We start from the raw sequence: 21,052 nt of genomic DNA on the forward strand, positions 1-21,052 counted from the left end.
CGGTTCCCCCCACGCCAGGTCGCCGCGCGCGCCGCCGCCAACATCGCCCCCGTCGGGGCTCGTTGGCGACGGCGCACGCGGCGACCTTCCCCCCTCCGGTAAGGAGCTGCCGCAGGCCAGACGATCGGCCCCGCGCCGCTCGAACCAGCCACGAGAAATCGAGGGCGGGGAGCGCGCGCCGGGCCTCGAACCCGGCGCGCGCTGCTGCCGCGAACATGGACACAGAACCGCGCCGGTCTGCCAGCGCCGCGGCTCCCATTCCGGGACCATCGGGCCGCCCTGCCGTGCCCCTTCGGGTGTCATTTCGCCCTTTCACCCATTGCGCCTTTTTGCGGCCCCGATCCGTCACCGGATCGGCACTGGAGAGGAGAGGGAAAGACGAGGCGAGTTTAACGAAGGAGGTTCCCGATGAGCATCACGTTCCGCATCGAAGATGACGCCGAAACCGACAACCTGCGCCCCGTCATGATCGACGCCCTACAGATGGGCGCCCTGCGCGAAACCCTCGCCGAATACGGCGAGCGCTACGGCCTCGACCTCATCATCCACGACTACGGCTCGCTGGACGAACACGTCTTTGCGTGGGAGGCCCGCGCTGCCATGATGCCGATCGCCATGATCGCCCGTCACTTCACGTTCGACGTCGACGCGATCGCCCTGATCGAGACCGCTCAATTTTTTGGCCGTCGCATCCGCATTGCCCGCCGCGATGACGAACCCGACATCATGGTGTCACTCTCGACAAACCCCGACGCCGCACCCGAAATGGAGGTCTCCAACTCGAACGCCTACGCCATCCTTGCGATGCTCGGCCTCGACACGGATAGCTGCGGCACGATCAGCATCGAGCAGCTGCGCGGCAGCCTTGCCGATCCAATCATGACACGCCGGCTCGATGTCGAGCCGGGGCTTGCGCGATACCTGCCGGCGCTCAACCAGATGGCGGCGATTACCTCGCCCAACTGCGCCCTTCGCATGGTCTGGTCATAGCGCCCGGCAAAGCCCCTCGCCTGCCCGCGCGGCCTCGCCTCGCTCGCCTTGGCCTGACGGCCAGGGCTACGCATCGCCGACCGCGCCACGCCGATAGGTAAAACAACCACACAGTCTTCCCATTGTGACCTCCGGTGCGCGGCCGCGTCAAGGACGGCGGGGCCCCACCATTTTCTTCGGTGGATCGGCATTCCCGCCCCAATCACACCGTAGCGGCCACCAAAGAAAATCGTGACCCCCACCGCCGCTTCGCGGCGCGAAAGGCTCGCCTTTCGCGTCCCTGACCCGACCGCGCCCCGAAGGTCCGACCGTAACTGTCGTTTTGACTAAGGAGTGAGCGTTATGAGCACGTCAGTTACCCTCCCCGAAGACAAGATCGAGTTCATCCCCAAGTCGGATAAGGAGATCCGCATCAAGCGTCGCATCGCCTCGCTCGAAGCCGAAATGCACAGCGCCTGCCGCATCCATGACCGCCGCGACGACTTCCTCGAAATGATCGACTGGAACGCCATGACGATCGACGATCGCGAGACGGTCCACAACCACGCAGACCGCCTCAACGACACCATGATCGAGATCGATCACGAGATGCACATGGCATCCGAAGCACTCTATGCCGCGTATATGGAAAACCCGCTCAACTGGTGAGCCGGAATCGCCACGCAAGGGAGGCGCAGCCCCACAGGGCCGCGCTTCCCTTTTTTTGTCTGATGCCGTCCCGACCGCTGCGCGACCCCACCCGGCTCGCTCGCCTTGGCCTGACGGCCAGGGCTACGCATCGCCGGGGGCCGCCTGAAAAGGAATGGCCGCCCGAATGGGCAAGCCCTTCCGTGCGGCCATCGGTCGTTTGTTCGGTGGCGAAACGGCTCAGGCTGAAGCCTGAAGCCGCTTCTCCACTTCATCCAAGCCCAGCGTCTTCACCGCCTTCATGATCCGCTCCAGTCGATCATGCGGGAGCTTGAAAAGCCCCGCCTTCTCGACCGTCCCGATCGCCGCTTCCCGCACCTTCTGCTGATGCGCCTTGCGACGCTCCACCAGCTTGCGTTCCTCGGCTTCGATCGCGGCCATTTCCGCGTCCAGTGACTTCGCCATTACTCGTACCTTTCGGTCAGGCTGATCGGCTCTGAACCCGGCCACCATAACCGCTCTCACGCCATGCGAAAACCCGCGACGTACTCCCCTGCGACAGCCCTTCTAAATCGCCCCCTCACCCACGGAGAAAACATGCGCCATCTGGCCCATTTCACCCGCGCGAAGCGCTCTATTCCCTCCGGCGTTTCCGCCTCACGGCGGCCCGGTGCCCCCCGGAAACCGGAATCATATCCGCACCAGACGAACGATGGAACAGACCGAGGCTCCAACAACGATATGTCAGCTACAGTAGCACACCCTACGCAACGTGGTTGCAGGATTATGGCGCTAAAACAATTGTTTACGGCATTACTTAATGTAGTCCCAATCACTCCCATATGTAATCTCATTCACTCCCACCGCCATTTAACTGTTATCTCAATAACTTAGTTGGGATTACATGGGATTACATGGTCTTTTAGCGACTAAATAAACTTGCTATCCGTAGGGATTGCGAATAGCAAAGGACCGCTTTCCGCAAAAGCCCACCATCCCCTCATTCGAGAGGATGGTTTCAAAATGAGAAGTACCCAGCGATCCGTAAGGTTCGACAAACACGATCTTGACCGGCTCGACGCGATCGCTGCCGACCAAGACAGATCCTTTGCCGATCTCGTAAGGTTCATAGTCAAACGCCACCTGGATGGCGGTGTACTCAATGATGCCAGCCACCTTCGACTAGCGCGAGTGTGCGAGTACACACAGGCTGCCGTCGACACGATCCTGCGCGAAGATCACCCCGATCATCGGAAACTCGTCCTAGAGGAAACGACCCGTCGCATGGAGCGCTATCATGGCGCGTAAAGACGGAAAAAAAGACCGCGAAGACATTCGCGACGACGGTCGGCCCGTCCCTCTCAAACATCATTCCGCGCGCGGTGACACTCCCCGTAACAACGGCAATTTCGTGCGTGGAAGCCAGTTGCTCAACACCCAGGTCATCATGTGGCTGCAGGGCGCGAAAATGCCCTTCCTCATGTGGCTCGGAATGTTTGCCCTCTCCTACTTCACGATCCTCTCGTTCACGCTCGACGAGAACAACTTCCAGCTCATCTGCATGCGCGTTCTGTCGTGGCTTTGGGACTGGTGTGCCCTTGATCCCATGAAGCAGGCTAACCTGCAGCTTCCCGACCATACCGTGCGGCACACATTCATGGGATACGTCCCCTATGTGCCCGAAGTCGCTCTCGCCTGGCACAAGGCGATGCGTGGCATTATCGGCTCGGCTCTCATCGCCTCCTTCGCGACCATCCCGGCGTCCATCTGGTACGTTGATTTCTCCCGTCGCCGGGGCGGCTCGATCATGGAAGAACGCCACGAACGCGGTGCCATGCTGGTGGACCGGGATCTGCTCTACAAGGAGATCAGCCAGCATAACCAAACCAAGTTCGTCGACGAAGCCAAAGACCTCTTCCCGGACCTGTCACCGAAGGAAGTTCTCGCCCTGCCCTTCGCGGCTCGCAAGGCAGCTGGAATACACCACCCCTACCACATCGCCAGCATACCCTACCCGCACCGGCTCGAGCAATCCCACACCATGCTGCTGGGCACCACCGGCACCGGCAAGACTACTGTCCTTCGCAAGCATCTGGAACAAATGCGTGAGCGCGAAGACAATGCCGTCGTGTTCGATCTTACCGGCGCTTACGTCGAGGCGTTCTACGACCCCGAGAGAGATACGATCCTCAATCCCATGGACGTGCGCTGCCCGGCGTGGTCGATCTTCAATGATTGCCAAACCTACAGTGAGTTCACGGCCGCCGCCGCCGCGCTAATACCCTCCGATGGCGGCTCGTCGGAACCGTTCTGGGCCCTCGCAGCGCGTACCCTCTTCATCGAAATGTGCATGAAGCTGATCGAAAGGGGAGAGACCTCCAACCAGGCGCTCGCAGACAACTTGATGACCGCCGACCTCAAGCAGGTCCACAGGCACCTGCAGAAGACGATTGCCGACCCTCTGACCGCACCGGAAGCGGCCCGCATGGCGGAATCGATCCGTGCGGTTTTCAACACCAATGCACAGGCGTTACGCTTCCTTCCCGACGAGGGTAAGCCCTACTCTATCAAGCAGTGGATCACAGCCGACAAGGCCCCCGGATCGATCCTTTTCATCACTTGCACCTATACCGACCTCGAGATGAACAAGGCGCTCCTGACCTTGTGGTCGAACCTTGCCATCCACTCGCTCATGACCATGAAAAAGACCCGCTCACTGCGGACATGGTTCATGTTCGACGAGCTGGGCGCTTTGCACCGTCTGCCTGCCATCGAAGACGGCCTCCAGACTGCGCGAAACTTCGGCGGTGCCATGATCCTTGGCCTTCACTCCTTCGATAAGCTGGTGCAGGTCTACGGCGAAGAAAACGCCCGCAACTTGTCCTCGCTCGCGCGTACCAAGCTGATGCTCGCCGCGGCCGATCTCGACACGGCCGAGCAGTGCGCCCGCTACATCGGCAATCGCGAAATTCGCCAGATGGATGAGGGCTATTCCTACGGCTACAATTCCACTCGCGACGCATCGACGCTGACGCCTCGCAAGCAGATCGAACCACTCGTCATACCCGACGATATCATGAACCTGCCCTCGATGCACGGCTTCGTGAAATTCCCTGACGGTTTCCCCGCGGCGCGCGTCCGTCTGCAATGGCAGCAATACCCGCAGGTCGCAGAAGGTTTCATTCGGCGACCTCCGACCAAGCCGGACGATCCAGACAGCAAGGTTTGCGGAGGTGGGGGTAAGCCGAAGGGTGGTGATGACGGTGGGCGTGGTGAAAATATCGCGCTTAGCGACGAGGAAATGGCGGCGCGAGATGCGCCGATCGCGCTTGCCGCCAACATCCTTTCGCAACCTTCGGAACAGGATCGCGAAGCGCAGGAGGGACGCGATCCCAGTGCGCGTGAAGCCCTTGATCGCATGGACCCTGGTGCAAGCCATTCCGCAACCACCAGAGGCGATGCGGCCAAGGGGGATGCAGTCGACCATAACGGTCTCGACACACCAGAGCGCTCAGGCATTCGTACCAACTACGCGGTTTCCAGTCGCGATGACCAAGAGGTCGCCTCGCGATCATCACACAGGGACGTTGAGGTTTCTCGCGCTTCGAGCAACCCCTTGGATGAGGATCTTGGCGTGCGCGAAGCTCGGGACGCAGGCGTTAGCACCGATGCATCCCAGAGCCATCACCACGATCATCCCGATCTTGGTGATTCCGGCATCGGGATGGGGGACTGACGATGCACTCCATCGCAGCAGTTCGTTCCGCTGGTGGTGCCGCCAAATACTTTACCAACGACGATTTCGTTGCCGGGGATTACTACACCAACGAGCAGGCAGGAGAGGTAAGTCAATGGGGTGGTGATGGCCTTGCCGGCAGCGCGATCGCCGATGGCTCCGCTGTCACCCGCGAAGCGTTCGAGAAGGTTCTTTTGGGTGAGACGCCCACTGGCGAACAGATTGAGGCGAAGGAGAACCGTAGACCGGGCTACGACCTGACCTTCTCGGCGCCAAAATCTGTGTCGATCATGGCCTACATTGCCGGTGACAAGCGGCTCGTGGAAGCGTTCGCATTATCCGTCAAGGATACCATGGCCTGGGTCGAACGGAACCTCGCCGAAGGTCGCAAGACGGTCGACGGCAAGACCACCGCCGTTGCGACTGGAAACCTGGTATATGCCATGTTCCAGCACGACACGAGCCGGGCGCTCGATCCCCAGCTCCATTACCATTCGATCGTCGCCAACATGACACGCATGCCAGACGGCAAATGGCAGGCGCTCCACGCCGACAAAATCTGGTCTAACAACACCGTCATCGGCTCGGTCCAGCATTCCTACCTTCGCGGTAGGGTGGAGGAATTGGGCTATAAGGTTCGCCTCGACGGCAAGCACGGAACTTTCGAGATTGTCGATGTGCCCAAGGAGGTGATCGACGCCTTCAGCACCCGCCGCGAAGAGATCCTATTGAAGTCCGAGCAGCTCGGGATCGTGTCCCCCAAGGGCCGCGACAGCGTCACCGTTAATACGCGCGACCCCAAGCTGAACGTCGAAGACCGTGAAAGCATGGTCAAAGGGTGGGTCGATCGAGCAGAAACTCTCGGCTTCGACGGTAAGGACGTCCTTGCCACCGCTTTGCGCGCCTCCCGCGATCAACCGGAAAACCTCGCCGTCCGTGGCTACAAGGCCATGCTCGAGGTGGTGATCACCGCGCGCGAATTTGTCTCCGGCCTTCTGCGGTCCCCGGAACCACTGGTCGATGCCGGCATTGCGCGTCTGGCCCGCTCGCCTGGCGATGCCCGTGCCCAACTCGCCGTTGCCTCGGCCGTTCGCATTCTCAGCCAGCGTGAAGCCGCTTTTCAGGTCCATCAGGTTTCCAAGACGGCTCTCGATCTTGGCCTCAAGGGCGTCACGATCGACAATGTCGAAGCGCGGATTGATCAGCTCATCAAGAATGGCAACCTCGTTTCAGGTCAGATCCAACACAAGGGTCAGATGGTTGACGCTGTCACCACACCTGAGTCCTTGAAGGTCGAGCAATCCATTCTCGATCACGTCGAAGCCGGTAATGGCAAAAGCATACCGATCGTCGATGCCGCCATTGCCCCATCGCGGCTTCAGGAGGCCGCAGCGCCCCGAGAACTGAATCAAGGGCAACTCGCGGTCGCAACCATGATCGTCTCGAGTGAGGATCGTTACGTCGTCGTCCAGGGCGTCGCCGGCGCCGGTAAATCCACCATGCTGCAGACTGTCGCGGCGGTCGCGCGCGATGAGGGCAAGCAAGTCCTCGGCATCGCCTTCCAGAACAAGATGGTCGGCGACATGCGCGAGGGCATGGTGCCCAAGCACCTTTCGGCCGAGGATATGGAAAAGGCGGGGGTGTCGGCGCAGACCATCGCGTCATTCGTCTGGCAGAATGAGAAATTCCTCAGCGACCCGAGCAGTCCGGGGGCGCAGCAGCGGCGGGACGAACTGGCCGGCACGATTGTCGTCGTCGACGAAACTTCCATGGTTTCCAGCGAGGATATGCTCAAGCTGATGCGCATCACCGAAGCTCTCGGCATCGAGAAGGTCGCCTTCGTCGGCGACCGCCAACAGCTATCCTCAATCGACGCGGGCAAATCCTTTGCCATGGTACAGGCCGGCGGGATCACCATGGCGCGCATGGATCAGAACGTGCGAATCAATCCAGACAACAAGCAACTCCTAACCGTAGCGGCGCTTGCCAACACTGGCCGGGCCGGTGCTGCACTGAAAGTGCTGGGCGATAATGTCAGTGAACATTCCGAACCGGCGAAGCAGGCGGCCGAGACATGGTTAGCCCTCTCTGCAGAGGAACGGGCTATTACGGCTGTCTTCGTTTCGGGGCGAGAGGGACGTTCCGAGATCAATACCGAAATTCAGGAAGGTTTGCGTCAGGAGGGTACTTTGAAGGGCCACGGCCTGGACGTCACTGTCCATGACCGGGTCAGCAAAGAGCGCGAGCAGCTGCGCTATGCCCATCATTATACCGTCGGCCAGACCCTGACGGTGACGGGGCAAATCCGTGAAGTCGGGCTGGGGCGCGGGCAGTATCAGGTCAGCCGCATCTTCGACAACGGCAAGGTCCAACTGACGGGCCCCAACGGGCGCAACCTGCGCTTCGATCCCCAGAAAATCGATCCCAGCATCACCCGTAGCCGTCTCGAACTCTCCAACCTCGAAACGCTCAGAATTTATGAGGGCGATACAATCCGCTGGACCACCAACGACAAGGATCGCGGTCTGGACAATGCCGCACTGGCAAAGATCGTCTTCATCGAGGGGGGAAGCGTCACCGTCGAAACCGCGAGTAACGAGCGCCTGACACTGGAGCGCGGTGATCCGATGCTCAGTAGGATCGGCCTCGCCTACGCCCTGAATATGCATATGGCTCAAGGCGTCACGGCCGATAGGGGGATCGGCGTGATGCTCTCCTATGAGCATAACCTCTCGAACCAGCGCCTTTTCAACGTCCTCGTAACTCGTGTGCGCGACGCCCTCACCATGATAGTCGACGATCGCCAGAAGCTGGAATGGCGCCTGAACTCCAATCCCGGCGACAAGACCTCCGCACTCGAAAGCGCAGGGAAGCTCGACATTGATGGTGTCGATGCCAAGCAGGAGGCCGCAGACGCCGCCCTTACCGCCGCATTCGATGCGTTCGAGGGCGAGAAGGTTGGCGGTGGCTTGCCGATCAGTCCCGGCAGCGATGACAAGGCGAATTTGAGCGACCTGCCTCCTATGCCTGCAGCCGATGCACAGGACGGCGGCGCTGGGACTAATGCCAATGGCAATGAGAACGCAGCTGCAGGGCGAAGCGAAGCCGAGACCACCCAGATTGGCCTATCCGGTCCCGATTTAATAGATCTGGATGATCTCCCGCCGATGGGACCATCGGAAACCGACTACTCCGCCGTCGATACCAGCGATGGTCAAATCTACGATTCCGGCGCGAACGCCCCCCCTGCGCCCACGCATGACAAGGACGATGTCGATCCGCTCCGGCCAGCGCTGCTGGATCACCTCGAGGGTGATGGCCTCGGCATCGTCGATACCGCCGTTGATGACCTCACCGGCATTCCGCCCATGCCTGGCCGTGATGATGGCCAAATTCCGGGGCTGCCGGAAAAAAAACTGGGACTAGATCTATGATGAGAAATTGCATTTTAATGCATCTAGGATGGCCGAATGCCGATCATGGAGCGTCCGATGTTCGCAGCATTCCCACTATCGAGGGCTCCTCTACGAGCAGCCATTTCCGGCAGTTGCCAATGCTGGAGAGGGTGTCCGCCAAATTTCGCCGGTAACCATCTGGTTTATCAGCATTCTATTCCTCTTTTGGTGATCCAGCCCGGCTTTCAGATGAGAGTGAAAGCAGGGCCGAAGAAGATAGGATCGCAGCGGATAAATTACACTAATTCTTTCAATGCCACCGTCGGGTCTGCCAATCTCACTGGATCAGGCGATGAGCAGGCTTCCACCAACTTTCGGCCTTGCACATAGTCCTTGACCATGTTCACACAGTCCAGCGCCACCACGCGGCCGTCCTTCAGGTACACCACAGAGAAACTGCGCCCGCCGACGTCCCCGCGCGTCACCGTCTGGTCGAAGCCCATGTTGATCCCGGCGGTCTGCAGCTTGAGATCATACTGGTTCGACCAGAACCACGGGAACGCCTTGTAGGGCTTCTCGTCACCGCAGATCGCCTTGGCCACGCAAGTCGCCATGTCGTTGGCGTTCTGCACCGATTCCACCCGCATCACCGTCCCGCCCGCATAGTCGCAGGCGAACGCGGCACAGTCGCCGATCGCATAGATGTCCGGCAGCGAGGTACGGCAGAATTCGTCCACGTCCACGCCGTTCGCGCCCGAGGCGCCCGCCAGGATCAGCGGGCCGACGGCAGGGACGATGCCGATGCCGACGATCACCGCCTCGGCGGGGATCACCTCGCCGTCGACCAGCTTCACGCCGGTAACGCGGTGTCCGTCACCTTCGAGGCATTCGACCGCAACGCCGGTGCGCAGATCGACGCCGTGATCGCGGTGTTCCTTCTGGTAGAATTCGGACAGTTCCTCGCCCGCGACGCGCGCCAGCACGCGCGGCAGGGCTTCGAGCAGGACCACGTTCAGCCCCATCTTCGACAGCACCGCCGCCGCCTCGAGCCCGATGTAGCCGCCGCCGATGACGACGATGTTCCGCGTCCCTGCATCGACTTCGGCCATCAGCGTGTCGCAGTCCTCACGGGTGCGAACCGCATGGACGCCTGCCAGATCGGCCCCGCCGCAGGACAGGCGCCGCGGATCGCCGCCGGTCGCCCAGACCAGCTTGCCGTAGCCGAAGGTCGCGCCGTTCGAGAGCGTCAGTTCCTTCGCCTCGGCGTCCACCTTGGTGACTTCGGTGGAGAGCCTGAAGGTCACCTCCTTCTCGGCCCAGAACGTCGGCGGGCGGATGTAGAGACGATCGAAGGTCTTCTCGCGCGCGAAGTATTCCTTCGAAAGCGGCGGCCGCTCGTAAGGATGCTCCGGCTCGCGGCCGATGACGGTGATGGTTCCGGCGAACCCGTTCTGGCGCAAGGCGAGCGCGCATTGCGCTCCCCCATGTCCCGCTCCCACAATGACGACGTCTGCAAACATTTGCGAAAGCTCCTCAAAACCATTCATTTTGAGAGTGAAACTCCTGCTAAGGCAGCCGCACGCCAGACTGAGGCGTCGATGTATCAATCAAGAAGACCATGCGAGCTACCGCAATCGGGCTCATCGAACCAAGTTGGAACGCTGAAGCATCGACATTGGCGATGCGCCTTCCAAGACGAAGGACCTGCCCTCGAGCGGTTGTGCTCACCAGCCGCCCGCCTCGTCGAAAATCGACTGTCACGTTGATTGGCTTGACTCGTACGGTCTCCGGCAAGCCAATGGCATCGTGAAGCGCGACAAAGGCGGCGAGCTCAAGCAGGCCGGCGATGGCGCCGCCATGAAGAAATCCGGGCCGCCCGGTTACGTGCGCACCAGCTTCCATCACTACACACTGCTGACCACCTTCGGTGCCAATAACCGCTTGGAGGCGATCGGCGTATGGCGGCAGCCTCACAACGCTGGACCTTCAAGAAACATGAATGTTCCCGCCACGTGTGCGAGCGGGTCATGGTGATCGTCCTGATATGCCACACCCCTCACAAATGCGATGGTTCGAGTGACGTGATAGCATTCGCCTCTACCAAAAACGGGGCGATGAGAGCGGGCGGGACGCATGTAGTCCACACGCAAGTCCAGCGTGGCCTGATTGGTGAAACTGCCTTTGCGGATCCATACTGCAAAGCTCGTGGCAAGATCCATCATTGCAATGATGGGGCCGGACGCCAGCGGCCCTTCAGCCCAGTCCGATGCAAGCTCCGGATCGTAGTCCAGCACCATTTCCGACCAATCTTTACCATGCGCGTTATAGCGCACCCCAAGCGCTGCGTTATGGCCCCGCGCAAGCCGGGCCTCTATCGCCTCTCTGTCGATCATTGGCGCCACAACGAGCGTACTGCGAAACGCATACTGTCCAACCTGAACATCATGGCATCACTTGAACAGACAGAGCTCGTGCAAAAGCCGGTCGCGCCTCAAGGCGCCGCCAATAATCTTGCGTCGGCATGGCCAACTGATCGAAGAGACCCGTGTGCCGGGCAAGCATTATTGCGTAGCCGACTGAGATATCCGCCATAGTGAACACTGCTCCGGCAGCGTAAGCTCCCCGGCTCAGGAAAGCCTCTATCCCGCGAGCACGAGCCAGAAACCACTTGCTATAGTCTGCAACCACTTGAGGGCTTCTTCGCCCCTCCTCTTCGAACTGACCGTACCGAAGCACGATAGCCTGCGGAAACGTCAGGGTGGCTTCACCAAAGTGCAGGTAATTCAGAAAAGTACCGAAAGTGGCCGCATCAGTATCCGGAACCAATCGACCAGGAGCATGCTTCGCTCCGAGATAGTGACAGATCGCGGCGGACTCGGTCATCCGCAAATCACCGTCGATGAAAAGCGGCACCGTTCCGAGCGGGTTCTCATCTAGGAACGTTGGTTTAGTAATCCTTGGCGGGAAAACCAGCAGTTCGAGATCATAGGGCACGCCCACTTCTTCCAGTGCCCAAAGAACGCGGAAGGAGCGCGAATTTGGGCTATGGTAAAGCTTTGGGTTCACGGACATCAGAACCGCACCCTGACGGGAAGGGTCTTGAGCCCGCTCACGAAGGTGGATTCTATGTAAGTCGGATCGCCGGCCAGTTCGATGTGTTTCAAACGAGGCAACAACTCCGCATAAAACGCCTTGATTTCCATCGTGGCAAGAAATTTGCCCAGACAGAAATGCGGACCATTCCCGAATGCCAAGTGTGCAGGATTGCTCTTGCGATCGACCAGGAACTTGTCACCATCCGGGAAGATCGTTTCGTCACGGCAGGCTGATGGATAGCAAAGCATTATTGCCTCGCCTGCCTTGACCGTCGTTCCATGCCAGTCAACGTCTTCCTTTGGCGTGCGCATGAAGTGCTTAACCGGTGCAGTCCACCGTACGAACTCTTCGGCAGCCAGCCCCAACAGGCCGGTATCCGCGCGGAGCTTCTCCATCTCGTCGGGAGACTGAAGCAGCCCGAGCAGCCCCCCGCCGATGGAAGCGGCGGTAGTGTCATGGCCGGCGGTGGAAGCGATGACGTAGTACGAAGTCATTTCGCGTTCGGCCATGGGACAGCCGTTCACCACCCCGTTTGCAATCGTGGAGATGATGTCATCCCTCGGGTTCTTGCGCCGATCCTCGGTCAGATCACGATAGTAGTCGCCAAACTCGGCGAAAACATCCCGGCTTACCCCCGGCACCGAAGCGACCTTTTCGCCGGCCTGGGTCTTAAGATCCTTGTCTGCCGGGCTGAACAGGCGCTGGGTCAATCGGAGAACGTGAGCCTCGTCCTCCTTCGGCACTCCCATCAGAGTCATGACGACCCGCAGCGGAAACCAATAGGCCACGTCGGCCGAGAAGTCGCATTCGCCGCCCAGATCCTCCATCCGGTCGACAAATTCCTTGGCAATCGTAGCGATCGTGGGCTCGAACTTGCGTAAGTTTTTAGCTCCGAACCAGTCCATCGTAACGCTGCGATGCGCTCTGTGATACGCACCGTCCATGTGAGTCAGCGGCTTGACGCCGTTGCGATCCCCGTACTTTGCCTCATAGATAGCCTCTACCTTCTCGGGTAGCAGCACTGTTCGCTCGCCAGCGGCATAGAGCTCCGCGTTCCGCTCGACGGCGACGATATCCTCGTAACGGGTCATCACCCAGAACGGCCGGTAGCCACGGGGTTCGGCTCTGGCAAGCGGGCTTTCGCGGCGCAAACGCGAATAAAGGTCGTACACGGCGTCCGGATTTGCAAACGTTGAGGGACGCGCCAACGACTCCGGGGTGAGCAAATCAGTCATTATAGTGTCTCGCTGAATGTAACGGGAAGATTGAGTGCGCCGATGTGATCCTCGATCTGGCCATGCAGCAAGGGGTCTGCGAATGAACACCGGAATTCAACTGTGAGACAACCGCGACTATCGCTGATCAGCAGCCATTCCACATCATCGGGAAGGCTGAGCTCTCCAAGTTTGGTCTCAACAGCCGCCGCAGCGGCTAGCCTACGCAATTCGGGTTTAAAGATCTTTCTCATTGCCGTTCGGGGGAGCGCCTCCAATGCGAACACACGCACCGGCGTTCCGGCGCGCTCGGGCAGCCGCTCCAGGCAATAGGCGCGCAGCGCCGCCTCATCCAGTGACGCGCCCTCGGCAATCTGTACGAACGCCACCGGCAGTTCACCAACCCGCGCATCCGGCATGCCGACCGCTGCGGCATCAACGATGTCAGGATGATCCAGAAGCGCTTCCTCGATTGGAGCGGGATCGATGTTATGACCCCCGCGAATAATCAGGTCCTTCTCTCGACCGGTAATCCACAGATAGCCATCTGCGTCGAAGCGCCCGAGATCTCCGGCATCGATCCATGGGCCATCATCCATGCCGGTGATGAACTTTTCAGCATCCTGTGCGGGATCGATGTAGCCTTGAAATACCGCAGGTCCGGCGACAGCGATATTGCCGGTCTCATCCGTGCCGCATTCCCGGATGAAGCGTCCCTGCGCGTCCAGCTCCACGACTTTCACGCGATAGAAGGGGGCGACCGTGCCGCCACTTCCGGGCCGCGGGGGAGCGTCAGATTGATTAACGCAGCAAAAGCCAGCGGTTTCGGTCATCCCATAGCCTTCGTGGATACCTCGACCGAACTGCTTTTCGTAATTCCTGCATAAGCTGGCCGGCAATTTGCTGGCCCCTGCCGTAAAGTGCCGGATGGTTGTCCCGCCACCGCTATAAGTTGCAAGCAGGTCAGAAAACACGGTCGGAACGGAGATGAACTGGGTAAAGCCGAAGCGCTGTGCAAGGCCCCAGAAATTCGCAGTCAGTTCGGGTGTTCTGAATCCGGCCGGTGTGAGAATCGCCAATGTCTGGCCCAGCATTATGGTTCGGGTCGATGCAATGACGCCGCCGCCAACGTGAAACATCGGCAACCCGAGAGGGACCACATGCTCAGCGTCTAAACTGCTCGCCACGGCACTGCTGTACGCGCCGACAAGCAGGTTACGGTTTGAAAGGCGTGCTACCTTTGGTGCGCCGGTCGTTCCACCCGTAGGAAAAAACGCGGCAATATCGTCAAGGTTGGGCTCACGCCCACGGAATACGTTGGGCATCGATTGCGAGGCCGCCAGCAGATCGATTGTTCCATCGCCCGCGTCTTCACCCAGCACCAGATGGGCGACCAGTTCAGGATTGCCGGATACCAAAGCTCGGCCCAAGCTATAGCTGCCGCAAGCGCTCGAAGGGCCTGCCGACATCACAGCCTTCGCGCCCGTTGTCCGCGCGATCTGGTCGATTGCCCCCAGATCCAGAAACGGGTTTACCGGCACAACCACACCGATCAGCTGGGCAGTCCAAAAGCCGGTCAGACCAGCCAAGCCATTGGGTGCGAGGTAGAGAATTCTGTCGCCCTCGCGCAGGCCCAGATCGAGAAGGAGGTTTGCTGCACGCACAATCGACTGGTGCAGTTCTCCATATGTCGCTGACTTTGGCTCTGCATGCAGGCTTGCGCTCTCCAGATCAATGACCGCTGTTTTTTCGCGAAACTGGATCGCACGTCGACGAATCGCGTCATAAACGCTGACCGCAGGCAAATCCCCGCCATCCGTGCCCGCGAATGTCGTGCCAATTTGCCTCGATGCTGAATCCAGCGCCATATATCGCTCTCCGAAGAACTGTTCTTTCGGTTCCGATCATTGCCGGTACTTCTATAGCTGCCGCCCACCCAAAAGGATGGGAGAGGTTTTTGAAACTTTCCCCGCATCCGTGATTACCCGTCCTTTTTGCGGGGGTGTCAACCGCGCGCCCGTTATAACTCTGGGCACAACAAGGTCGTTCGGGCCTGCAGAGTTTAAAACGGAGAAGGGGTGGAAATGCCTGATAGGAAGTTCTGGACTAGCGTTTCATGCGCGGCGATCGCCATGGCCATGTTTCACGGAGTGGCGCGTGCACAAGAAAGCACGCCAGTGGCTCCCGGGGAGCCAAGCGTCTCCGCTCAAACCGCCGAAACTGGGTTCGGCGACATTGTTGTCACTGCGCAACGTCGTTCCGAAAGCATCAACAAAGTGCCTCTCTCGATTCAGGCGTTTGGCGGCGAAGCGCTAGCCACTGCGGGTATCACGGATACCGCCGGCATCTCGCAGCTCGTCCCAGCTTTTAACTTCAGCCGGTCGAGTGCAAACACACCAATTTATACGGTCCGCGGCATCGGCTTCAATACGCCGAACCTGTCCTCGACCTCGCCCGTCGGAATTTACATCGACGAAGTCGCCTATGCGTACCCGTACATGAGCAACGGCCCGTCCTATGACATCGAGCGGGTCGAAGTTCTAAAGGGCCCGCAGGGTACGCTTTATGGTCGCAATACGACTGGCGGCCTCGTGAACTATATTACCGCCAAGCCTACCCGCGATTTTCATGCTGGCCTCACTGCGGAAGTTGGCAACTACGAGACGATCAACTTCGAGGGATTCGTCAGCGGACCGCTTACGGATACGTTGAGCGTGCGCATCGCAGGTCGCTGGGACAACTCCAATAAGGGGTGGCAGCGCAACGTAGACGTTCCCGGAGAACGTCTCGGCGAAAAGGACCGCCTCGGAACCCGCATCTCGCTGCTATGGGAACCGACCGATAGACTGAAAGTGACGCTGGGCGCTTCGTATTGGGAAGACAATTCGGATACGATCGCGGTTCAGGCCGTGGCCTTCAATCCCGATTCTCCCCCATTCGCCGCACCCGGCCTCGCCGATCAGGTCCGCACGAACTGGAAGGCAGGAGAAGCTGGCTGGGGGCCCAGCTATCCAGGGAAGCCAGCCTACAAGGCGGATTCCCGGTTCTGGTCTGCATCCGGACGCATCGATTACGAACTGAACGATGCGCTCACCTTGACTTCGCTTACCGGGTACTCCGATGTTAAGCGTCATGATATGAACGACGTGGACGGCACGTCCTTCGAGCCATCCGAATACCTCTCGGACGGACGTATTCGTTCCTTCTCGCAGGAGTTGCGCCTCATTGGCGACACCGGCCCCGTCAACTGGGTCTTGGGCGGATACTACTCGCGCGATAAAATTCGTGACAACCAAATTGGTTACTACCGCGATTCATCCATTCTCAACACTCTGGCATTTCTTGGCGGAACCGTCCCACAAACCGATTATACGCCTGAACAGATCGCCAATGGCTTCAACACGTTCCGCAACTTGTCGAGCCAGGTGAGCCGCTCTCTCTCCGCCTTCGCCAACGCGGATTGGGCAATCTCGGACCAGTTCAAGATCAGCGCAGGCCTGCGTTACTCCGATGACAAGCTGGATTTCAAAGGCTGCTCGGCCGATCACGACAACAATACCGCTCCTGTCTGGAACACCGGGGTTGCCGCGATCGTGGCGGCGCGGACCGGTCGGCCATTCGCCAACCCGGGAATTGGCCCCAACGAATGCCTCACCTACAAGGCTGATTTCTCCGGCCCTACCGGTTTGGTTTCCAGTGAGCTCAAGCAGGACAATCTTTCCGGCCGCCTTGCCGTTACCTGGACGCCGAACAGTCGCACACTTGCATATGCATCGATAAGCCGTGGATACAAGTCGGGTGCCTTCCCAGTCGTGGCGGCCAACGTCGAAACGCAGCTCGTCCCTGCTCGTCAGGAAAAGGTGACGGCCTATGAAGCGGGCGTGAAGCTTGGGCTTCTCGGGCGGTTGGTGCAATTCAACGCGGCTGGCTTCTTCTACGACTATCGTGACAAGCAGGTCTTCGGCGAAATCCTCGACCCGATCTTCGTTTCGCTCACCCGCATCGTCAACGTCCCCAAATCGGAAGTGTACGGGGCAGAGACTGACATCACGATCTCGCCGACACGCGACCTGCTTTTCAAGTTCGGCGCCTCTTACACGCACACCAAGGTTACGGAATTCGTCGGCTTCAACCGCTTCGGCCAAAGCCAGGACTTTGCAGGTTCGGCATTTCCCTTCACCCCAAAATACCAGCTAAATGCACTCGTTTCATACGACATGCCCATCAACGATAGCCTTGCGATCCGATTTGGCGCGAATGGCAATTACCAGGGCAAGACCGTCGGATCGCTCGACGAAGATCCGGTATTCGACGTGAAAGCCTATACGATCGTCAATGCAAACATCGCCCTGCACCGCCAAGATGATCGGTGGAGCATTGGGTTGTACGGCCGAAATCTCTTCAATGAGAATTATTACACGGCCACTGACATCCTGACCGATACGTCCATTCGAGTGCCGGGCATGGTCCGCACTTACGGACTGGTCGCTTCCTTCAAGTACTAAAGAACCGAGGTCCTACGTGAACGTCCCCATTGCCCTGCCAGGCGCACTCGACGGCATCCGCGTCGTCGATATGACCAGCGTCCTATTCGGTGCCTACACGTCCCAGATCTTGGGCGATCTGGGAGCCGATGTCATCAAGGTTGAAGCGCCTGGCACCCGCCCGGACAATGGGGGCGATATCTTTCGTTACACCGGAAAATCGGCACGATCGCCCGCCATGGGTCCAATTTTCATGCACTACAATCGCAACAAGCGGTCTGTATTGCTGGACTTGAAATGCGACGAAAGCCGCGAGGCGCTGCGCCGGCTTATTGCCGGGGCGGACATTTTCATCACCAATGTGCGAATGAGCGGGCTGGAGAAGCTTGGCTTCGGGTATGACGCGGTCAAGGCGCTCAAGGAAGACATCGTCTACGTCCATTGCGCGGGATATGGCTCCGATGGTCCCTATGCGAAGAAGCAGGCATATGACGATCTTATTCAGGCGGCAGCGGGCGGTACTGATTTGTTGTCGAGAGTCGATGGCGATCCAGCACCGAGATACCAGCCTTCCCTCATCGCCGATAAATCTTCGGGACTGTTCGGCGCCTATGCCGCGATGGCAGCGCTGTTTCACCGTCAGCGGAGCGGCGTCGGCCAGTTTGTCGAGGTGCCGATGTTCGAGTGCTTTAGTTATTTCAACATGAGCGAGAACCTTTACGGACACACCTTCGATCCCCCTACGGGAAGTTTCGGTTACAGCCGCGTATTCAATCCTAATCGCAAGCCCTATCCGACCAAGGACGGATTCCTGGCAATTCTTCCCTATTCCGATTCCCAATGGGACGACTTTTTCGAGATTGGTGGCCTTCCGCCGGGTACGTTCACCAAGAATCCGCGCTACGCCACTTACGCACTCCGCACAGAGAACATCTCCGAAATCTATGCGATGATCGAGGAAGTTGCCCGCACCAAGACGACCGAGGAATGGGTGACGGAACTGACCGCACGCAATGTGCCGTGCATGAAAGTCAATCGCCTCGACGAAGTACTTGAAGACGAGCATCTGAATGCCGTCGGATTCTTCGAGCGACGCGAGCATCCGAGCGAAGGAACCTACGTCTCTTTGCGCCATCCGGTACGATTCAGTGAAACTCCGGCTTCTGTCCGTCGTGATCCGCCCCGGCTTGGCGAACATACGGATGAAATTCTCGAAGAACTGGGATTGGACAGGGCTTCGGACGCTGCGGCATGACCGAAGAAATCGTTATAGTCGGCATCGGCGAAATCAAGGATCGCCCGGCAGATCCTTCGCTCGGCCTCGACCCGCTCGACCTTATGGCCGCAGCGGCGCGGAAAGCCGAGGCGGATAGTGGAGCAAGCCTCCTGCCCGACATCGATGCCATCGAAGTGATACATCAGATCACCTGGCGTTACGAAGACACGGCAAGGCGGCTCTGTGAAAGGCTGAAGCTCAGACCACGCCGGGCTGCCTATCATCCCGGAGGCGGAGAAAGTCCGCTTAGAGTGCTTCATGACGCTGCGCTGCGTATTGCACGGGGAGAAAGCCGCACCGCTCTCGTATGCGGGGCCGAGGCGCGAAGCACCCTGCAAAAGGCGCGCAAGGCCGGCGTGGAACTGCCGTGGCCGGAAAAGGCTCGGATCATGGAGCATCCATGGCGAGTGGAAGAGATGCTCTGTCCGATGGCGCGCGCGCATGGCGTGGCGCAGCCCACATTCATCTACCCTCTTTTCGAAAACGCGGCATCGCACAGCTTCGGGCTCACCCCCGCTGAAGCGCAGTCGGAATCGGCAAAACTTTGGTCGCAGTATTCGGCGATTGCGGCGAGCAATCCGTATGCTTGGCTGCAACGCTCAGTTTCTCCTGAAGAAATCAGCACGGTCACCGCGATGAATCCGCTAGTGGCCTGGCCCTATCCGCGCCTGATGGTCGCCAACCCCACCGTAAATCTCGGCGCGGCGGTCGTCGTTATGGCGAAGAGCGCAGCGATCGCTGCCGGAATAGCCCCGGCGAAGATGATACATATTATGGGTGGCGCGGCGTCCAAGGAACCAGAGGATTACCTCAAGCGCGACTGCTATCATGCTTCTCCTTCACAGCAGGTAGTCCTTGAAGCGGCGCAATCGCTGAATGGAAAGCCGTTCAATCATCTCGAACTTTATAGTTGCTTCCCATGCGTGCCAAAGATGGCGCGCCGATCGCTTGGCCTTGATGAAAACACTGCTTTCACGGTCACAGGCGGACTGACATTCTTCGGCGGTCCGTTTAACGATTACATGCTGCACGCGACTTGTGCGATGGTCCGACGATTGCGGGAAGCCACTGGAACCGGCCTGCTCTACGGCCAAGGCGATTTCGTCACGAAGCATCACGCGCTCGTGTTAGGCAGCCAGCCCGCGTTCATTCCTGCTCTTTGGCAGGAGTATCGCATGGACGAGAAAGCCGATGCGGCGCGCGGCGCGGTGCCGCGATTGATCAACCTTTATAAAGGCCGGGCGACGATCGAAACGTTCACCGTCATCTATGGGCGCGAGAGTAAAGTGGATCGAGGTATCGTGATCCTGCGCACGCCAGAGGGACACCGAACCATGGCACGCGTCCCGGCCTCCGATGCCAGGACGATCGCACGGCTGACCGACTTGCTTCGCTCGCCGATCGGCGAAACCGGCGTCGTTACCACCGCCGATGACGGGCTGCTCGAATGGAGACTATCTTGACAGACGTACTTATTGAACGCGCGCTTCCTCACGTAGCGCTCGTCACCATAAACCGTCCCGACGCTCGCAACGCGATCAACGGCGCGGTGGCGCGCGAACTCGAACGAGCCGTCCTTCAGACCGAAGCTGATGACGATATCCGCTGCGTTGTTCTCACCGGTGCCGGTGATCGCGCATTCTGTGCCGGGGCAGACCTCAAGGAAATCTCCGCCGGGCGCATTGGCGATCTCGTCACCCGTGCCGGCGGCTTCGCCGGTTTCGTCCGGGCCGAGCGGCGCAAGCCGTGGATCGCCGCAGTCAATGGTGTCGCCTTGGCAGGCGGCACGGAAATCGTCCTGGCCTGCGACATGACGGTGGCATCTGACGATGCCAGGTTCGGCCTTCCGGAAGTCAAGCGCGGCCTCGCCGCTCTTGCGGGGGGATTGTACCGCTTGCCGCGTGCGCTACCGCGCGCGATAGCGCTTGAGTTGATCGCTACGGGAGAGCCGATTTCGGCTGAACGGGCGCATACCTTCGGGTTGATAAACCGGCTCGCGCCAAAAAGTGATCTCATGAGTGCGGCCTTCGCACTCGCGGAGACAATCGCCGCGAATGCGCCAATCGCGGTGCGTGAAAGCCTTTGCATCGCCCGGGCCGCTTTCGACCGCGCCGAATCTGAACTTGAAGCCGACGCAGCCGCCATGGGGCGGCGCCTGGCTTTGACCGAAGATTATCAGGAAGGCCCTCGCGCCTTCATCGAGAAACGCTCACCAGAATGGACCGGTCGGTGAA

16 protein-coding genes are annotated in these 21,052 nt (G+C 59.5%); 8 read left to right on the top strand and 8 right to left on the bottom strand.

Annotated elements, in window-relative coordinates:
* Nucleotides 1-408 precede the first annotated feature (408 nt).
* The gene (locus GR702_RS18305) at nucleotides 409-990 is read left to right on the top strand and encodes a hypothetical protein (RefSeq protein ID WP_160987151.1); all 582 of its coding nucleotides are present in this window, start codon (nucleotides 409-411) and stop codon (nucleotides 988-990) included.
* A 342-nt stretch (nucleotides 991-1,332) separates the two neighbouring features.
* On the top strand, nucleotides 1,333-1,638 hold the full coding sequence (locus GR702_RS18310) for a hypothetical protein (RefSeq protein ID WP_160987152.1): 306 nt from the start codon (nucleotides 1,333-1,335) through the stop codon (nucleotides 1,636-1,638).
* Nucleotides 1,639-1,857: 219 nt separating this feature from the next.
* Here GR702_RS18310 and GR702_RS18315 read toward each other — a convergent pair whose 3' ends face one another.
* Together GR702_RS18315 and GR702_RS18320 are read right to left on the bottom strand one after the other, a co-directional pair.
* Nucleotides 1,858-2,082 carry a hypothetical protein gene (locus GR702_RS18315; protein ID WP_160987153.1) on the bottom strand — a complete coding sequence of 75 codons (225 nt, stop codon included), beginning with the start codon at nucleotides 2,080-2,082 and terminating at the stop codon, nucleotides 1,858-1,860.
* Nucleotides 2,083-2,559: 477 nt separating this feature from the next.
* Entirely contained in the window at nucleotides 2,560-2,793 is a 234-nt protein-coding gene (locus tag GR702_RS18320) for a hypothetical protein (RefSeq protein WP_160987154.1), read from the bottom strand.
* A gap of 121 nt (nucleotides 2,794-2,914) precedes the next feature.
* On the opposite strand from GR702_RS18320, the gene GR702_RS18325 reads away from it, so the two are divergent.
* The gene (locus GR702_RS18325; RefSeq protein ID WP_160987155.1) at nucleotides 2,915-5,353 is read left to right on the top strand and encodes a type IV secretion system DNA-binding domain-containing protein; all 2,439 of its coding nucleotides are present in this window, start codon (nucleotides 2,915-2,917) and stop codon (nucleotides 5,351-5,353) included.
* Nucleotides 5,354-5,355: 2 nt separating this feature from the next.
* The gene (gene mobF, locus GR702_RS18330) at nucleotides 5,356-8,787 is read left to right on the top strand and encodes a MobF family relaxase (protein WP_160987156.1); all 3,432 of its coding nucleotides are present in this window, start codon (nucleotides 5,356-5,358) and stop codon (nucleotides 8,785-8,787) included.
* Between the two features lie 257 nt (nucleotides 8,788-9,044).
* Here mobF and GR702_RS18335 read toward each other — a convergent pair whose 3' ends face one another.
* The 6 genes from GR702_RS18335 to GR702_RS18360 form a co-directional block, all read right to left on the bottom strand.
* Nucleotides 9,045-10,268, bottom strand: coding sequence for an NAD(P)/FAD-dependent oxidoreductase (locus GR702_RS18335; RefSeq protein WP_160987157.1), 1,224 nt, complete (start codon nucleotides 10,266-10,268; stop codon nucleotides 9,045-9,047).
* Between the two features lie 46 nt (nucleotides 10,269-10,314).
* Nucleotides 10,315-10,650, bottom strand: coding sequence for a PaaI family thioesterase (locus GR702_RS18340; RefSeq protein WP_160987158.1), 336 nt, complete (start codon nucleotides 10,648-10,650; stop codon nucleotides 10,315-10,317).
* 68 nt (nucleotides 10,651-10,718) lie between these two features.
* Nucleotides 10,719-11,141 carry a PaaI family thioesterase gene (locus GR702_RS18345; protein ID WP_160987159.1) on the bottom strand — a complete coding sequence of 141 codons (423 nt, stop codon included), beginning with the start codon at nucleotides 11,139-11,141 and terminating at the stop codon, nucleotides 10,719-10,721.
* Between the two features lie 49 nt (nucleotides 11,142-11,190).
* Nucleotides 11,191-11,820 (bottom strand): glutathione S-transferase family protein, encoded by a 630-nt coding sequence (locus tag GR702_RS18350; protein ID WP_160987160.1) that lies wholly within the window; start codon nucleotides 11,818-11,820, stop codon nucleotides 11,191-11,193.
* Entirely contained in the window at nucleotides 11,820-13,079 is a 1,260-nt protein-coding gene (locus tag GR702_RS18355) for a cytochrome P450 (protein WP_160987161.1), read from the bottom strand. Before GR702_RS18355 ends, GR702_RS18350 begins: the two co-directional genes overlap by 1 nt.
* Nucleotides 13,079-14,926, bottom strand: a complete 1,848-nt coding sequence (locus tag GR702_RS18360; RefSeq protein ID WP_160987162.1) for an AMP-binding protein — start codon at nucleotides 14,924-14,926, stop codon at nucleotides 13,079-13,081. Before GR702_RS18360 ends, GR702_RS18355 begins: the two co-directional genes overlap by 1 nt.
* A gap of 216 nt (nucleotides 14,927-15,142) precedes the next feature.
* Between GR702_RS18360 and GR702_RS18365 the strand changes: the two genes are divergently transcribed.
* Genes GR702_RS18365 through GR702_RS18380 form a run of 4 tightly spaced genes read left to right on the top strand, consistent with a single transcriptional unit; the run spans nucleotide 15,143 to nucleotide 21,051 of the window.
* A complete protein-coding gene (locus GR702_RS18365; RefSeq protein WP_237449800.1) occupies nucleotides 15,143-17,563 on the top strand; it encodes a TonB-dependent receptor in 2,421 nt (806 codons plus the stop codon).
* Nucleotides 17,564-17,579: 16 nt separating this feature from the next.
* Nucleotides 17,580-18,797, top strand: a complete 1,218-nt coding sequence (locus tag GR702_RS18370; protein ID WP_160987164.1) for a CoA transferase — start codon at nucleotides 17,580-17,582, stop codon at nucleotides 18,795-18,797.
* Nucleotides 18,794-20,281, top strand: coding sequence for an acetyl-CoA acetyltransferase (locus GR702_RS18375; RefSeq protein ID WP_160987165.1), 1,488 nt, complete (start codon nucleotides 18,794-18,796; stop codon nucleotides 20,279-20,281). The genes GR702_RS18370 and GR702_RS18375 overlap by 4 nt, the downstream gene beginning before the upstream one ends.
* Complete coding sequence (locus tag GR702_RS18380) at nucleotides 20,278-21,051, top strand: enoyl-CoA hydratase-related protein (protein WP_160987166.1); 774 nt, start codon at nucleotides 20,278-20,280, stop codon at nucleotides 21,049-21,051. The genes GR702_RS18375 and GR702_RS18380 overlap by 4 nt, the downstream gene beginning before the upstream one ends.
* Nucleotide 21,052 lies beyond the last annotated feature (1 nt).

The sequence above is a fragment of the Novosphingobium silvae genome (genome assembly GCF_009856825.1).
Classification (GTDB): Bacteria; Pseudomonadota; Alphaproteobacteria; order Sphingomonadales; family Sphingomonadaceae; genus Novosphingobium; species Novosphingobium silvae.

Coding starts and splice junctions, on each gene's coding strand:
- GR702_RS18310 (WP_160987152.1), top strand. CDS start 1,333: ATGAGCACGTCAGTTACCCTCCCCGAAGACAAGATCGAGTTCATCCCC.
- GR702_RS18335 (WP_160987157.1), bottom strand. CDS start 10,268: ATGTTTGCAGACGTCGTCATTGTGGGAGCGGGACATGGGGGAGCGCAA.
- GR702_RS18315 (WP_160987153.1), bottom strand. CDS start 2,082: ATGGCGAAGTCACTGGACGCGGAAATGGCCGCGATCGAAGCCGAGGAA.
- GR702_RS18305 (WP_160987151.1), top strand. CDS start 409: ATGAGCATCACGTTCCGCATCGAAGATGACGCCGAAACCGACAACCTG.
- GR702_RS18355 (WP_160987161.1), bottom strand. CDS start 13,079: ATGACTGATTTGCTCACCCCGGAGTCGTTGGCGCGTCCCTCAACGTTT.
- GR702_RS18345 (WP_160987159.1), bottom strand. CDS start 11,141: ATGATCGACAGAGAGGCGATAGAGGCCCGGCTTGCGCGGGGCCATAAC.
- mobF (WP_160987156.1), top strand. CDS start 5,356: ATGCACTCCATCGCAGCAGTTCGTTCCGCTGGTGGTGCCGCCAAATAC.
- GR702_RS18375 (WP_160987165.1), top strand. CDS start 18,794: ATGACCGAAGAAATCGTTATAGTCGGCATCGGCGAAATCAAGGATCGC.
- GR702_RS18360 (WP_160987162.1), bottom strand. CDS start 14,926: ATGGCGCTGGATTCAGCATCGAGGCAAATTGGCACGACATTCGCGGGC.
- GR702_RS18340 (WP_160987158.1), bottom strand. CDS start 10,650: ATGGAAGCTGGTGCGCACGTAACCGGGCGGCCCGGATTTCTTCATGGC.
- GR702_RS18325 (WP_160987155.1), top strand. CDS start 2,915: ATGGCGCGTAAAGACGGAAAAAAAGACCGCGAAGACATTCGCGACGAC.
- GR702_RS18350 (WP_160987160.1), bottom strand. CDS start 11,820: ATGTCCGTGAACCCAAAGCTTTACCATAGCCCAAATTCGCGCTCCTTC.
- GR702_RS18365 (WP_237449800.1), top strand. CDS start 15,143: ATGCCTGATAGGAAGTTCTGGACTAGCGTTTCATGCGCGGCGATCGCC.